Annotated in this window: 16 protein-coding genes; 7 read left to right on the top strand and 9 right to left on the bottom strand. The window is 37.2% G+C overall.

All coding sequences use genetic code 11. The features are described 5' to 3' along the window. Window positions 1-103: 103 nt before the first annotated feature. Window positions 104-1,723, top strand: coding sequence for an acyl-CoA dehydrogenase family protein (locus FNZ60_RS06215; protein WP_142416785.1), 1,620 nt, complete (start codon window positions 104-106; stop codon window positions 1,721-1,723). Here FNZ60_RS06215 and ruvX read toward each other — a convergent pair. Then, on the bottom strand, window positions 1,708-2,187 hold the full coding sequence (gene ruvX, locus FNZ60_RS06210) for a Holliday junction resolvase RuvX (protein ID WP_142416784.1): 480 nt from the start codon (window positions 2,185-2,187) through the stop codon (window positions 1,708-1,710). The two genes, FNZ60_RS06215 and ruvX, sit on opposite strands and share 16 nt — an antisense overlap. A gap of 143 nt (window positions 2,188-2,330) precedes the next feature. On the opposite strand from ruvX, the gene gatC reads away from it, so the two are divergent. Both gatC and gatA read left to right on the top strand, forming a co-directional pair. Continuing rightward, window positions 2,331-2,618: an Asp-tRNA(Asn)/Glu-tRNA(Gln) amidotransferase subunit GatC gene (gene gatC / locus FNZ60_RS06205; protein ID WP_142416783.1), complete on the top strand. Its 288-nt coding sequence runs from the start codon at window positions 2,331-2,333 to the stop codon at window positions 2,616-2,618. Between the two features lie 31 nt (window positions 2,619-2,649). Continuing rightward, the gene (gatA, locus tag FNZ60_RS06200; protein ID WP_142416782.1) at window positions 2,650-4,134 is read left to right on the top strand and encodes an Asp-tRNA(Asn)/Glu-tRNA(Gln) amidotransferase subunit GatA; all 1,485 of its coding nucleotides are present in this window, start codon (window positions 2,650-2,652) and stop codon (window positions 4,132-4,134) included. Between the two features lie 95 nt (window positions 4,135-4,229). Here the strand turns inward: gatA and FNZ60_RS06195 are convergent, their stop codons facing one another. The 5 genes from FNZ60_RS06195 to FNZ60_RS06175 all read right to left on the bottom strand — a co-directional run bounded on the left by FNZ60_RS06195 (window position 4,230) and on the right by FNZ60_RS06175 (window position 9,085). Beyond that, a complete protein-coding gene (locus FNZ60_RS06195; RefSeq protein ID WP_142416781.1) occupies window positions 4,230-4,940 on the bottom strand; it encodes an ABC transporter ATP-binding protein in 711 nt (236 codons plus the stop codon). Next, on the bottom strand, window positions 4,927-5,709 hold the full coding sequence (locus FNZ60_RS06190) for an ABC transporter ATP-binding protein (RefSeq protein ID WP_142416780.1): 783 nt from the start codon (window positions 5,707-5,709) through the stop codon (window positions 4,927-4,929). The genes FNZ60_RS06195 and FNZ60_RS06190 overlap by 14 nt, the downstream gene beginning before the upstream one ends. Further along, window positions 5,706-6,764 (bottom strand): branched-chain amino acid ABC transporter permease, encoded by a 1,059-nt coding sequence (locus tag FNZ60_RS06185; RefSeq protein ID WP_142416779.1) that lies wholly within the window; start codon window positions 6,762-6,764, stop codon window positions 5,706-5,708. The genes FNZ60_RS06190 and FNZ60_RS06185 overlap by 4 nt, the downstream gene beginning before the upstream one ends. Continuing rightward, complete coding sequence (locus tag FNZ60_RS06180) at window positions 6,764-7,837, bottom strand: branched-chain amino acid ABC transporter permease (RefSeq protein WP_142416778.1); 1,074 nt, start codon at window positions 7,835-7,837, stop codon at window positions 6,764-6,766. Before FNZ60_RS06180 ends, FNZ60_RS06185 begins: the two co-directional genes overlap by 1 nt. 114 nt (window positions 7,838-7,951) lie before the next feature. Continuing rightward, window positions 7,952-9,085, bottom strand: coding sequence for an ABC transporter substrate-binding protein (locus FNZ60_RS06175; RefSeq protein WP_142416777.1), 1,134 nt, complete (start codon window positions 9,083-9,085; stop codon window positions 7,952-7,954). Between the two features lie 314 nt (window positions 9,086-9,399). On the opposite strand from FNZ60_RS06175, the gene FNZ60_RS06170 reads away from it, so the two are divergent. From FNZ60_RS06170 to FNZ60_RS06155, 4 genes are all read left to right on the top strand, one after another. Further along, window positions 9,400-9,975, top strand: a complete 576-nt coding sequence (locus FNZ60_RS06170; RefSeq protein WP_142416776.1) for a cold-shock protein — start codon at window positions 9,400-9,402, stop codon at window positions 9,973-9,975. A 257-nt stretch (window positions 9,976-10,232) separates the two neighbouring features. Continuing rightward, a complete protein-coding gene (locus tag FNZ60_RS06165; protein ID WP_142416775.1) occupies window positions 10,233-10,745 on the top strand; it encodes a DUF192 domain-containing protein in 513 nt (170 codons plus the stop codon). Then, entirely contained in the window at window positions 10,742-11,515 is a 774-nt protein-coding gene (locus tag FNZ60_RS06160; RefSeq protein WP_142416774.1) for an alpha/beta fold hydrolase, read from the top strand. Before FNZ60_RS06165 ends, FNZ60_RS06160 begins: the two co-directional genes overlap by 4 nt. A gap of 558 nt (window positions 11,516-12,073) precedes the next feature. After that, the gene (locus FNZ60_RS06155; RefSeq protein WP_142416773.1) at window positions 12,074-12,286 is read left to right on the top strand and encodes a DUF3126 family protein; all 213 of its coding nucleotides are present in this window, start codon (window positions 12,074-12,076) and stop codon (window positions 12,284-12,286) included. A gap of 42 nt (window positions 12,287-12,328) precedes the next feature. On the opposite strand, the gene radC is transcribed toward FNZ60_RS06155, so the two are convergent. From radC to sfsA, 3 genes are read right to left on the bottom strand one after another with little or no spacing between them, the layout of a single operon-like run. Next, window positions 12,329-13,123 (bottom strand): RadC family protein, encoded by a 795-nt coding sequence (radC, locus tag FNZ60_RS06150; protein ID WP_142416772.1) that lies wholly within the window; start codon window positions 13,121-13,123, stop codon window positions 12,329-12,331. 17 nt (window positions 13,124-13,140) lie between these two features. After that, window positions 13,141-13,971, bottom strand: a complete 831-nt coding sequence (gene map, locus FNZ60_RS06145; protein ID WP_142416771.1) for a type I methionyl aminopeptidase — start codon at window positions 13,969-13,971, stop codon at window positions 13,141-13,143. Continuing rightward, complete coding sequence (gene sfsA / locus FNZ60_RS06140) at window positions 13,964-14,680, bottom strand: DNA/RNA nuclease SfsA (protein WP_142416770.1); 717 nt, start codon at window positions 14,678-14,680, stop codon at window positions 13,964-13,966. The genes map and sfsA overlap by 8 nt, the downstream gene beginning before the upstream one ends. Window positions 14,681-14,922 lie beyond the last annotated feature (242 nt).

Genomic DNA, 14,922 nt, shown 5'->3' with positions numbered 1-14,922 from the left:
AAAACAGGTTAAGCAAGCATTTGTTTGAATATGATAAATGTTTCTTAACTCTAAAAAGACAAATAGTCTATGATATGGATGATTTGAATATAGGAAAAGACCTATGAGTGCTGTCTCTGCGCAAAATGCTCGTCGAAAAAATACATTTCTTAGCGATACGCTTATGTTTCGTATGGCCTCTACTCTGCCTAAGTTTTTATTAGCAAGCTTTGAAGAAATAGGGGATTTTGCAGCAAGTCAAGAAGCATGGAGACTTTCTTGCTTAGCGAATCATTATAAGCCCTTGTTGCATTATAATGATGAATGGGGACAGCAGGTAGAAAAATTAGAAATACATTCTTCTTATCAAGATCTTCAAAAATATTCTAGACAAGCAGGGTTGGTTACCTCGCTTTGGGAAAATACTTCTTCAGAAAATGGAGTGCGCTATCAAGCGCGTGCGATTCGTTTGGCTTTATCTGCAGGTTTAGAAACAGGGCATTTGAATGAGATTATTATAACCAGTGCAGCGATTGCTGCCTTAATTAGTGATAGTGAGCTCTTCAAAAAATGGCAAAGTGTCCTTTTATCACGCCAATATGATTCCTCATCAAAGCCTATCCATCATAAAAAATCTGCTTCTCTAACATGTGCCTTTGATGGCATTGAACAAAACGCTTTCAATTTTCCAAGTGTGAAGAAAATTTCTTTCGATGAAAATATGGAACGTGACCTGTATCGTTTAAATGTTGTAAAAACCAATGTTATCAATCCTACAGCTGATGGATATCTTGTGAGTGCAGATTTAAATGGTCATTTAAGTTGCTTTTTTGTTCCACGTATACAGGAAAATGGTGCATTAAATGGATTGATATCGATTCGTCATTTAATTCAGCGTTCTGGAGAATTTTTAACCCCAGAAGGAGTTGTTGATTTTCAAGGCAGTTATGGCTGGCTTTTAGGAAATCCTGGGGAAGGGCTTAAAGTTATTAAAGATATCGAGACGATGATGCGTTTTGATCAATCTGTCATATCGGCCGGTGTTTTGCGAGCAGCTCTTCAATTTGGCATAGATTTTTTCCGAAAAAAAATGCCCAATCAGCCTTTACCACCACTGACAGAACGTATTTTTGCAGATATTGCGTTAGATATTGCTGCTTCACAAGCATTGGTTTTACGTTTAGCACGTGCATTTGACAATGCCGCAAATGACCGTTCTGAAGCCGCTTTCGCTCGCATTATGACCCCTATTATTGCTTATCACGTCAGTCAATTGGTTCTGCCTATTATTGGTGAAATTATTGCACAACTTGGTCTTGAAAGCTTTATAGAGAATAATCCATTATCACAAATGCTGCATAATGGACCTGCGCGAATTGTGAGAAATAGTTCTGCTAATCAATTGGTAAAGGATGCCATTCTTATTGCTGAGAAAGCACCAGGATTATTTCAGAAATTGTTAGAAAAAATTGCTCTTGATATTGGTCCAGCAGGACCACGAGCCATTGAAATTATTAAGTCAGCCAGTGATATGGCAGCGGAAAATGAAGGCGCAGGAAGGTTTTTTGTTGAACAATTAGCCTATGCCGCCGCCGCCGCGTCATTACGTTCTACAGATATCGAACATGTTGCCAATGCCTATATGGAAAGCCGTCTTGGGGGACAATGGAGATCTTCCTATGGAATGCTCATTGCACGCTATAATGCAGGGCATTTGCTCAATGTTCTCTATCCTTCCCTATGATGAAAGTTTTGAATTCTATTGAGAGCACCTTGCAATATAAAAGCAGCAGCTGCCGAATCAATTCTGTTTGCTCTTTTAGCACGCGATACATTCATTTCTAAAAGAGAACGTTCTGCAGCAATTGTTGATAAGCGTTCGTCCCAAAAAACAAATGGAATTTTTGTATGCTCTTTCATATTGCTCACAAAAGCTTTGGTTGCCTGAACGCGAGAGCCACTGCTTCCATTCATGTTAAGAGGTAAACCAATGATAATAACGCCCACATTTTCATGATCAAAAATTTTAATAAGTGTGTGGGCATCTTCTGTAAATTTTTTTCGCTGGAGCACAGGACGTGGATTTGAAACCGTCAACCCCATATCAGAAATCGCAATTCCGATGGTTTTTGTCCCTAAATCTAAGCCTGCTATTGTTTGTCCAGGCAAAAGATGTGTCATAACTTCATTGATATTAATAACAGCCATAGGGAGTATAGTACGTTTTTTAATGTTTAAGATCTATATATTCTTTATTTATGTTATCTAATATTCTTGCGCTTGCAAGCACAGCCTTGTATAGCCAAATGGGGATCAATAAATAAACAAAGAAACAAAGAGGCGTAAAGGGTATGTCTGTTGATCAAGAAACCGTCAAGCGGGTTGCACGTTTAGCGCGGATTGCTATCCACGATAATGAAGTGGAATCTATGACAAAAAAATTCAATACTATTTTAGGTTTTGTAGAACAATTGAATGAAGTTGATATCAGTGAGGTTGAGCCATTAACATCTGTGATACCAATGGCTCTACGAATGCGTGAAGATAGTGTTACAGATGGCAATAAAGCAGCAGACATTGTGGCCAATGCCCCTGTTACAGAAGAAAATTTTTTTCTTGTCTCAAAAATTGTTGAGTAACTTTTTATGTTTTTGAAATTTGAGAACCGATATGACTGATTTAACAAAACTCACAATTGCACAAGCTCGTGATGCTCTCATAAAGAAAAAGCTCAAAGCAACGGAATTAACGGAAGCTTATTTAAAAGCAATTGAACTGGCTAATCCAACTTTGAATGCTTATGTCACAGTAACAGCAGAACAAGCAAGAAAAATGGCTTCTAAATCAGAGGATCGCTTGACAAGAGGAGAGGGGGGACTTTTGGAAGGGATCCCCTTAGGCATTAAGGATCTTTTTGCAACCCGTGGCGTTCATACTCAAGCCTGTTCAAATATCCTTGACGGTTTTAAACCGCCCTATGAATCAACTGTCACAGCTAATTTATGGCAAGACGGTGCCGTGATGTTAGGAAAACTTAATATGGATGAGTTTGCTATGGGCTCTTCTAATGAGACATCCTATTATGGTCCTGTTATTAGTCCATGGAGAAAAAAAGGCTCGAATGAAAAACTTGTCCCCGGTGGTTCTTCGGGGGGATCGGCTGCCGCGGTTGCCGCACAAATTTGTGCTGGTGCAACAGCAACAGATACAGGTGGTTCAATACGTCAACCAGCAGCTTTTACGGGAACTGTAGGAATAAAGCCAACTTATGGGCGTTGTTCACGATGGGGCGTTGTCGCGTTTGCTTCATCGCTTGATCAGGCTGGACCTATTGCCAGAGATGTTCGTGATTGTGCTATCTTGCTCAGATCAATGGCTTCTTTTGATGAAAAAGATTCTACTTCTGTGAATTTACCAGTCCCTGATTATGAAAGTTATCTTGGTCAGTCAATCAAAGGAATGAAAATTGGCATTCCAAAAGAATATCATATGGATGGACTGTCATCTGAAATTGTTGAACTTTGGCAAAAGGGAATAAATTGGTTAAAAGAAGCAGGCGCTGAAATACGCGATATTTCTTTACCCCATACAAAATATGCTCTACCTTCTTATTATATTATAGCGCCTGCAGAAGCCTCTTCTAATTTAGCGCGTTATGATGGTGTCCGTTTTGGTTTGCGTGTGCCTGGAAAAGATATCATTGAGATGTATGAAAATACGCGTTCTGTTGGTTTTGGCGATGAAGTCAAGCGGCGTATTTTGGTTGGTACTTATGTTCTTTCATCCGGTTATTACGATGCTGGTTATCTAAGAGCTCAAAAAGTAAGAACACTCGTAAAACGTGATTTTGATCAATGTTTTGATTCAGGTATTGATGCTATTCTTACACCAGCAACACCAACACCTGCCTTTGGTATTGCTGATGAAAAAATAAAAAATGATGCTGTCGCGATGTATCTTAATGATATTTTTACGGTACCCGTTAATATGGCTGGTTTACCAGGAATTTCTGTTCCTGCTGGTCTATCATCAAGTGGTTTACCCCTAGGATTGCAACTGATTGGTAAACCTTTTGCTGAAGAAGTTATTTTTCAAATAGCGCACATTATTGAACAAGCCGCAGGAATATTCTGTGCAGAAAAATGGTGGATATAATCATCAAACTTCACAAGAAAGCATTTTTCATCAGTGATGAAAAGTGCTTTCTTAAAGGGAGAAAACGTGCGCTCTATTTTCTTAATTTCTCACCTTTATCCACCAAGATATGCTTCTTTAACACGTGGATCAGAAAGCATAGCTTTTCCTTCACCGTGAAATAAAATATGCCCTACCTCTAAAATATAAGCATAATTAGCTATAGAAAGAGCTGCAAATGCATTTTGTTCAATAAGAAGAACAGTTTTCCCCATATCATTAATTTTTCGGATGATCGAAAAAAGCTCTTTTACAAGAAGTGGCGCTAACCCCAAGGAGGGTTCATCTAATATAACCATATCAGGATTGCTCATAAGTGCGCGCCCTACAGCAACCATTTGTTGTTCCCCTCCTGACATGGTTCCTCCCAACTGTTTTGCTCTTTCACGCAAGCGTGGAAAAAGATCAAATATCCATTCAATATCACGAGAAATGCCCTTTTTATCATGACGAATATAAGCACCTAGATGAAGATTTTCTAAAACAGTAAGATGCGGCATAATACGCCGCCCTTCAGGACTGAGAGCAATCCCTAATCGCAAAATCTCTTCTGGTGTTTTTTTTATAATTGATTCGCCATTATAGGTAATCTCACCGTAAACAGAGCGATTAAGCCCTGTAATAGAGCGTACAATACTGCTTTTTCCAGCACCATTGGCTCCAATTAAAGTGACAATACTGCCCCGCTTTATGGACATAGAAAGGTTTTGGACAGCTTTAATGGCGCCATAATGAACGTGAAGATTTTTTATTTTAAGAATACTCATAAACATCTCCGCCAAGATAAGCTTCAATAACTTTAGGGTTATTACGAATTTCATCTGGTGTACCATTGGCAATACAACAGCCATATTCCATGACAAAAATATGTTGGCAAAGCCCCATAACCACTTTCATATCGTGTTCAATAAGTAAAATTGTAAGGTCAAAGTCTTTTTGCACTTTTGCTATAAATTTTCTAAGATCTTCACTTTCTTGTGGATTCATGCCTGCAACAGGCTCATCAAGAAGAAGCAGTTTGGGCTTTGTCGCTAACGCGCGTGCAATTTCTAAACGTCGTTGCACACCATAAGGCAGCGCTGTTGCAGAATGACTGGCAAGGTGATCAAGTTGTAAGCGTTCAAGAAGCTCCATGGAATTTTTATAGACTTCTCTTTTTTCTTTTATTGCTTTTGGAAAAAAGAGAGCTGAAGAAAACCAGGGATATTTTTGTCGAACATGTGCTCCCACCATAACATTCTGCAAGACCGTTAATCCTGAAAAAAGACGAATATTTTGAAATGTTCTCGCAATATGATGTCTGCAGATAGTATAAGGAGACGCTCCAGAAATTTTTTGCTCATCAAAAAGAATGGTGCCGCTTGTAGGGGCATAAAATCCAGAAATCATATTGAAAACTGTTGTTTTACCAGCCCCATTGGGACCAATTAATCCAGTAATACTTCCTCGTTTAATGGCTATATTAACATTATTAACAGCAACTAATCCGCCAAAACGCATTACAATATCATTGAGTGAAAGAAGGGTGTCGTTCATAGCTTTCCCTCAGTATTAGAAATTTTTTTGCGTGCCAAAAAGCTATAAATTCCATTCCATGAGAATTCACGTTGTCCCATCACCCCTTTTCTCCAAAATAAGATAATGACCAGCAATAAAAGAGAGAAAACAACCATGCGAAGTCCTGGCGTTTCTGGAATATGTATAAAACCTAAGTCAAATGGACTTTCAATAATACGAAGCCATTCAAGCATGACTGTAATAATAATGCTGCCAATAATGCTTCCTGTAATTGAACCAAGACCACCAGCAACAACAATCATCAAAATATTAAAAGTGAGAAGAAAATTAAACATTTTGGGATCAATGGTTGAAATAAGAGCAGCCATCAATGCGCCACCGACCCCTGCAAAAAATGCACCAACCGTAAAAGAAAAACTACGGTAGAAAAAAGCGTTAATTCCCATGGTTTTCGCAGCAATTTCATCATCACGAATAGCACGTAACACATTACCAGTGTTGCTTTTCAGTAAGAGAATAATAAAGAGAACTGTAAATGCTAACCAACCATAGTTCCACCATAGGGTTGCATCTTGAGGGATCCCTTTGATCCCCAAAGAACCATTTGTGAGTGATGTTGCATTCGTAATGACAATGCGAATAATTTCTGCAAAACCCAATGTTGCAATTCCAAGATAATCCCCACCAAGACGCAATATTGGCAAAGCAATCAATAAACCGATAATTGCAGCACACAAACCACTGACAACAACAGCAATAAAAAAAGGAAGTTGTAAATGGGATAATGGTTCAGCGATAGGCTCAAGAATCCACATCATCTCTTTTTGTTCAGGGGAAAGAAGTAAAATTGCACAGACATAGGCACCAATAGCCATAAATCCGGCATGTCCAAGAGAAAACATACCTGTAAAGCCATAAATCAAATTAAGCGAAATTGCCAAGATCGCATTAATAGCAATCAGATTTATGATACGCAGTGTATAGTCATTAAAATTATTATCAGCATAGAATAAAAAAACGATAAGAAAGAAAATACTGATACACGATAAAAAAGTTGCCGCTGACTTTGCCATTAGATTTTCTCCTGACTTCTTTTACCCATTAATCCCGTGGGCAATACCAATAAAATCAGAATCAATAAAATAAAAGCGAAGGCATCTCGATATCCAGATAACGCGGGAAAAAATGCGATAATCATAATTTCAATAAACCCTAATAACAATCCTCCCAACATCGCACCTGGTATCGAGCCAATACCTCCGATAACGGCTGCAATAAAGGCTTTAAAACCAGGAAGAACACCCATATAGGGCTGAATTTGAGGATAACGTAAAGACCACATAATTCCTGCTACAGCGGCAAGCGCTGAGCCTATTCCAAATGTAAAAGCAATGACTTTATTGACAGAAACCCCCATCAAACGAGTCGTTTCAATATCATGAGAGATTGCACGCATAGCAAGACCAGGTTTTGTTTTATGGATAATCCATAGCAGTACAACAATAAGAATCAATGACACAATGGGAACAATCAGAGACATGGGAGCAATTCTAATGATCCCCTCTGTTTCTGACCCTAGATGCCATAAAAACGGTGTTACTAAAAAGTCTGGTTGCTTTACACCTTTAGGAACACCACTAAAGAGCACAGTTGCAAGATTTTCAATAAAAAAAGAAACACCAATTGCACCGATCAGTGCCGAAATACGCGGCGCGTGGCGTAGAGGCTTATAAGCAAGCTGATCAACAACAATCCCCACTGCACTTGTAATAAAAATGGAAAAACAAAGAGCTAAAACCCAGATCGGGGTAAAATCTTGTGGAAAAATAAAATAATAAATAAATCCTAACGCAAGAATTAAAAAAACAGCACCCCAATAAATTGGAGGGCGCCTTTTAAACCCTATAAAGACTGAATAATAAATAAGAGCAGCAAGGAACAAAAGGAGAAGTGCAGCCCAAGCAGGCATAAAGCTAATTGTGGAAAAGAAAACAAAGTAGGCTCCCAGCATAAAGATATCACCGTGAGCAAAATTAATCAGTCTCAGTATACCGTAGACCATGGTATAACCAATAGCGATAAGTCCATAAAGAGCCCCCAATGCCAGTGCATTAAAAAAATACTGGATGAACATTTCAGTGCTCATCTCTCATCCTTCCACATCTATTAATTTACATAGGATAATAAGAAATCTCTAAGCTTTTGGTTGAGAAAAAAATCCTCAACCAATTTTTGCATTTTTATAAGTACAACTTTTAAATTAAAAAGCAGGTTTAACTTCTTCTAAATAAACACGTTTTCCATCTTGTATTTTAATGATACCAATAGGAATTTTAGGGTTATGATTTTCATCCATCGACATATCACCAAAGGGCGTTGGAAAGTCTTTCAATTTGCTCAATGCAATTGTAATTTTTTCACGATCAGCACTGCCAGCATTTTCAATAGCTTTCATGAACATCATATAACTTGTGTATCCCAAAACGGAATTAATATTTGGCTCTTTATCAGGATAAGCGTTTTTCCATTCTTTTGTGAATTCTTGCGCAGCTGCTGACATATTGGGCATATCTTCACTATAGGGAAGTGTCGTATGTAAGAATCCTTCAGCTGCACTTCCTGCAATTGTAATGGTTTCTGGATTATCCATGGCGTCCCCACCCATAATTTGAAATTTCGCCCCTAATTCACGCGCTTGTTTCATAATGATGGCGCCTTCAGAAAAGTAAGATGGGATGAATAAAATATCAGGCTTTTGTGCGATAATTTGCGTAAGAACTGCTGAAAAGTCCTGATCTCCAGAATTATAATTTAAATTTGAGATAACTTCACCCCCTAGTTTTTTGAAAGCACGCGTAAAATAACTAGCAAGACCAATGGCATAATCGCTTGAAATATCTTTTAAAATAGCGGCTTTTTTTGCATGTAAAGTCTGGCGTACATACGTTGCGATTCCTTTCCCTTGATAGGAATCAATAAAGCAAGCACGAAAGTAATATTTTTTACCCTGCGTAACGAGAGGACTCGTTGAAGAAGTTGCAATGGTTGGAGTCTTTGCTTTTTCAGATATTTCACCACCCGCTAACGAGAGTGAAGAACCATAGCTACCAATGATTCCACTGACCTTTTCACTTGCTGTTAAACGCATAACAGCATTCGCTGCTTCTACTTTATCAGACTTATTATCAATAACAATAAGTTCCACTTTACGTCCCAAAATTTCTGGAACTTGTTTATGGGCTAATTCGATACCTCGAATTTCAAGCTGACCTCCAAAGGCATTTTGACCACTTAATGGAAGATAAACTCCAATCTTGATAGGTTCGCTTGCATAAACATTTGCTGTAAATGCCATAAAAGCTGTGATTGTTGTAAGGACTTTCTTCAATTGCATTGCGCATTTTCCTTGAATTAAATTGTCGTTTTTGCACCTTATATTGAACTTCTTTATCATGCAAGTTACACATTCATGAAAATATCATTATGTAAAAAAACTTTATAGGATCTTTTTTGTAGGGCACTCCTTGTAAGATATGTAAAACATACAATCAAATAGTTTTATAAATATTTTTTATAAATATTTTTTTAAGTGATACGACAATATGGGGAAATCTTATCTTGGGGCTTGCTTGTTGATACAAGAGCAATGTTTACTTAAGTCTAGAGAATCAATATCGTACAACTTATAAGCTACAGGATCACGTTATTATGACGAGTAAGGATGCATTAAAGGATTTTTCCCTATCTGAGGATAGTATAGGTGCTTGTGGGGAGATTATCGAAATCAGTGGTGTCATTAAGTGGTTTGATGGTAGTAAGGGTTATGGATTTATTGTACCTGATTTACCGCATTTCCCCGATATATTATTGCATGTTACAGTGATGCGAAGGGATGGTTTCCAGACAGCTTTGGAGGGTGCTAAAATTATTTGTGCTGTGGAAAAAACGGAACGAGGGTTAAAGTGCGTTCAGGTGAAATCCATTGATTATTCTTCAGCGGTTCATCCATCAGAAGTTCCAGCCCGTACGCATGTTGTTGTTACGCCAGAAAGTGGACTAGAACGTGCAATTGTTAAATGGTTTAATCGTGACAAAGGTTTCGGTTTTCTTAGCCGTGGGCAGGGGACAGAAGATATTTTTATCCATATGGAAACGTTACGCCGTTTTGGTTTAGCAGAGCTTCGTTCGGGGCAAGTTGTTCTCGTTCGTTTTGGTAAAGGGGCAAAAGGTTTGATGACAGCAGAAATCTATCCGGATATAGGATTTCCTCTTGCGACACATTAAATCGTTGCGCATTGAACTTTACAAGTGAAATCAGTATTTTTCTGTGTTTTAAAAGGGGAACTATTGTCTAAATAGCTAGAGGAGAGCCTTATCTTATGACTCTCGTAAACTTATAAAGTACATGAAAAAAAAATGTGCATATTCTATTGAAAAATAAAGAAAACAAAGAAACAATTCACTTATTTTTTTGACTTTTAAACGCTGACGTTTTTTATATAAAAAACAAAGTTTAAAATTTTTCTGTGGTGGAGACAAAAATGTTAAAGCCTTTTAAAAAGGGGTATATTGTTTTATTGGCAATACTTTTTATGTTAGAAATGCATGTTGTTGTCCCTAAGGAGCCCATAGAGATCCCTGTTCATCCGCTTCCTTTAGAAATACACACAAAGCACGGTACGGTTTCTTATAAGATAGAAATGGCGTTTAGTCCCTCTCAAGCAGCAGCTGGTTTAATGTATCGGACTGATTTTCCACGAGACCGTGCAATGCTCTTTAAGCAGCAAAAAAAATATCAATCGGGAGATGAGCAGAAGTTTTTTATGTGGATGGCCAATACACCTTTACCTTTAGATATGATTTTTTTAAACTCTGAAGGGATTATTGTATCGATTATTGAAAACACCTCTCCGTTTTCAACAAACACCATTTCATCCGGCGTTCCTGCTGCTTTTGCACTTGAGATTAACGCTGGTGAAGTTTCTGAAAAACAAATACAAAAAGGGCAGCGTGTTATTCATCCTGTTCTTTGTGGAAAGTGCGATAAAAAATGACTGCTGAAGATATTCGTTTTTTTGAATATGATGGTTTGCGATTTGCTTATCGAGAAGAAGGGCAAGGCGCACCTATTTTATTGATCCATGGTTTTGGATCTTCTGCGCGAGTGAATTGGTATGCAACGGGTTGGTTTCGTCTTCTTACTGAAGCAGGATATCGCGTTATTGCGCTAGATAATCGCGGGCATGGAGATTCAGTTAAAAGTTATGATCCTAACTTTTATACACCGCAAGCTATGGCTGGCGATGCCGTAAAACTATTACAGCATTTAGAGTTATCTAAAGCCCATGTTATGGGATATTCTATGGGAGCTCGTATTAGTGCTTTTATGGCTCTTTTGTATCCAACATATGTAAACAGCGTTATTTTTGGTGGTTTAGGGATTGGTATGGTAACAGGAGCAGGAAATTGGGAACCTGTTGCTGAAGCTCTTTTAGCAGAAGATCCCTCTACCATTACCAATCCGCGTGGTTTAATGTTTCGTAAATTTGCTGATCAAACGAAAAGCGATAGACGTGCTCTGGCTGCGTGTGTTATCACGTCAAAACAAGAGTTGACTGCATCTGAAATTTATAAAATTGAACAACCTGCACTTGTTGCCGTTGGATCATTAGATGAAATTGGCGGTGCAGCAGAACCATTAGCCGCTTTGTTGCCTTGTGGTGAAGCTTTATCGATTCCTAATCGAGATCATATGCTTGCTGTAGGCGATAAAGTTTATAAAAAAGGTGTGATCGATTTTCTTTCTCGTTATCCTATAAAATAAGAACTTTTCATAGACTTTAGCGTTTACCAAAATACTCAATATTTTTATCACCTATAAACTAAAAAGCTTATTTAAAATTTCTCTATTGTGACATATGTGACATAAATTTTAATATAAAATAAGAAGAAAAACAAATTCTTGTTTGCTCATTTTGTATATTTCTTGAATAATGTAACAATATTTTTTGTTTTAAAATGCATTTTTAAATAAAAAATTATGATTATTTTAATTTTTTATAAAAAGGACAAAATTATAAATGCTTGATTAATTTTTCTTACCAATATGCATCACCAATGCAGATGCTAAAGTTTGAGATAAAGTAAAATTATTAAAAATATACAGTTTTCTGCCATTTTTTTAGCTATACGGGTCTATTTAATAATGATAGACTCTCTTTATAAAAGTTCTTTATGAATATATAAAGAAAGAGCTATAAATATATGTAATATTAAGAAAATATTCAGATTAAGCTTTTTTACTGGCTTTACAGAATCAGAGGAGTGTCTTATTCGCACGACACGCAGTTATTTTAATCGTCTCAAAAAACAGGAGAGCATAGTGAATGCTGATGAAATAAAAAAACTTGATAATTATTTTAAAAATACATTCCAAAACTCAGCATTGCAAGTCAGAGCACGACCTAAAAAGGATGATTCTTGTGAGGTTTATATGGGGGATGAATTTTTAGGCGTTATCTATCGAGATGAAGATGAAGATGAGCTATCCTATAATTTCTCAATGGCTATATTGGATATTGATTTAGAAAATTGATTTGCTATTCATTCTTGAATGACGTCTTTGTTCCCATAAGGTTTATATAAGTTTTAATGCTTTAAAACTTGTGTAGTTATGTCGTGCGATAATAAGATGATCATGGATCGTAATGCCTAATGCATTTGCCGCATCTTTTAATCTGTATGTCATTGTTATATCTGCATCAGAGGGAGTGGAATCACCAGAAGGGTGGTTGTGGACTAAAATAAGTCCTGATGCGGATAACTCTAAAGCGCGAGAAATAACTTCACGAGGATAAACAGGGGTATGATCAATCGTTCCGGTTTGTTGTACCTCATCAGCAAGTAAGCCGTTTTTCTTATCGAGAAATAAGATACGAAATTGTTCACGTGTCTCGTGAGCCATAACCGCTTTACAATAAGCTAATACTTTATCCCATGATGAAAAAATATCACGTTTAAACAATTGTGCACGAGCAAGACGTCCAGCAACATCTGAAATAATTTTTAAATCAATTGCAGTTGCCGGACCACATCCTTGAACCTCTTGAAGTCGATGAATATCAGCTCCTAACACATCAGCTAATGAACCAAAATGTGCTATCAAATTTTTAGCTATCGGTTTTGTGTTTGCACGGGGGATTGTACGAAAAAGCAATAATTCAAGATATTCATAATCTTCAATTGCATTTCCTTTTGACTTTAAATAGCGTTTTCGAAGACGTTCACGATGTCCTTGATAATGTTTAGCAAGCTGTGCGTTTTTCTTAAGTTCTTTACTTTTTCTTTCTGATACTGGAGTGAGTGGAGAACTTGATGTTAATGCAAAGTGATTACTTTGAATATCTTCCTTTTTATTTAATTTTTTAGCCATAACATCTCTATAGTGCATTAGGTCTGCGAATTGGGAATATAAAAAATATTTTTAGGCGATTGTGTAAATATTTCATACCCTTCATTTGTGACACCGATTGTATGTTCATATTGTGCTGTCAAAGAGCGGTCACGGGTAACGGCAGTCCAACCATCAGATAAGATCTTAACGTGTGGCTTACCAAGGTTAATCATAGGTTCAATCGTAAACATCATCCCTTGTTTTAATTCAATTCCTTCTCCAGGATTTCCATAATGGAGAATATTGGGAGCATCATGAAAAAGCTGACCAATACCATGTCCGCAAAAATCTCTCACAATTGAGCAGCGTTCAGATTCTGCATACTGTTGAATGGCTGCACCAATATCACCTGTCGTTGCTCCAGGTTTAACAACAGCGATTCCTCTCATAAGACTTTCATAGGTTATTTCTAAAAGGCGTTCTGCAGCACGTTTGATTTTTCCAACAGGATACATGCGGCTTGAATCCCCATGCCAGCCATCAAGAATAAAGGTCACATCAACATTCACAATATCGCCTTCTTGCAAGGGTCTTTTATTGGGAATGCCATGACAGACGACGTGATTAATAGATGTACAGCATGAATGGCTGTATCCATGATAATTGAGATCAGCAGGAAGAGCGCTTTTTTGGGCGCCAAAAGTAAATACAAAATCATCAATTTCTTGCGTCGTGACACCAGGTTTAATAATATCCGTAAGCGCATCAAGGCATTCAGCCGCAATACGACCAACTTCACGCATTTTAGCAAAAGCATAGTCATCGAAAATGCGGATTTTCCCATTAAATTCTAAAGGGGTTTTATTATATTCAATATACTCAATCATTGTTTTTTCTGTTTTCTATTTTAACTCTCTGAATCGGAAAAATGCCTTCTACACTTACATGACACTTTACAGCATAACATTCTACCCCTGATTTTAATGCTAAATCAAACTGACGTCCATAGATTGGATCAAGATCATGACAAATTGAAAAAGTTGCACAATCTTCTCGTTGAATAACGTAAAGCATTGCAGCTCGTTTTCCTTGTTGTACGGCTTGCATGAGTTCTTCAAGGTGACGGGCACCCCGTTTTGTCACGGTATCAGGAAATTCTGCTAATCCTTTTTGACGAATAAAATGAACATTTTTGACTTCTAGATAACAATCAGGAAGACTGTCATCTTGTAAAAGAAAGTCAATGCGTGATTGCCTTCCATAACGTTGTTCTTTTAAAATTGTTTTATATCCACTTAATTCTGGTAGTAATCCGTTTTGAATTGCTTCTAACGCAAGTTTATTCGGTAAAGTGGTATTAATGCCAACCAAACTATTATCGGATTCAACAATTTCTAATTGATAGGCATATTTTCTCTTGGGATTTTTATGATATGAAAGCCAAATATTAGCGTTGGAATCTGTCAATCCAAGCATTGATCCTGTATTTGGTACCGATACGGTGAAAATATGTTGATCATCTTGCTTAACATCTGCAAGGAAACGTTTATAACGACGGATAAGCTTTGCAGGAAAAAGTTTGGGTGTAAAGTGCATACTCTTTTTTAGGATTTATAGTTTCATAATTCAACTGAGATTATGATTTGTTGGGGCTATTCCCTCTTAAAAAAGATAAAATTGATGTGAAAAATGCTACGATATCTTATATAAATTGTTATAAACTCTATTGTTCACTTTAAGAGCTTTTAAAATTTATTATGCGGGAATCTACACTCTTTGAGTGAGAAATAGTGTTGTCTATAATTTATTATTAAACAGCATTAGAGTAGTGTGAGGAA

It is taken from the genome of Bartonella massiliensis, from assembly GCF_902150025.1.
GTDB lineage: Bacteria > Pseudomonadota > Alphaproteobacteria > Rhizobiales > Rhizobiaceae > Bartonella > Bartonella massiliensis.
Note: the sequence above shows the minus strand (reverse complement) of the source record. Positions and strands in the feature narration are given on the sequence as shown.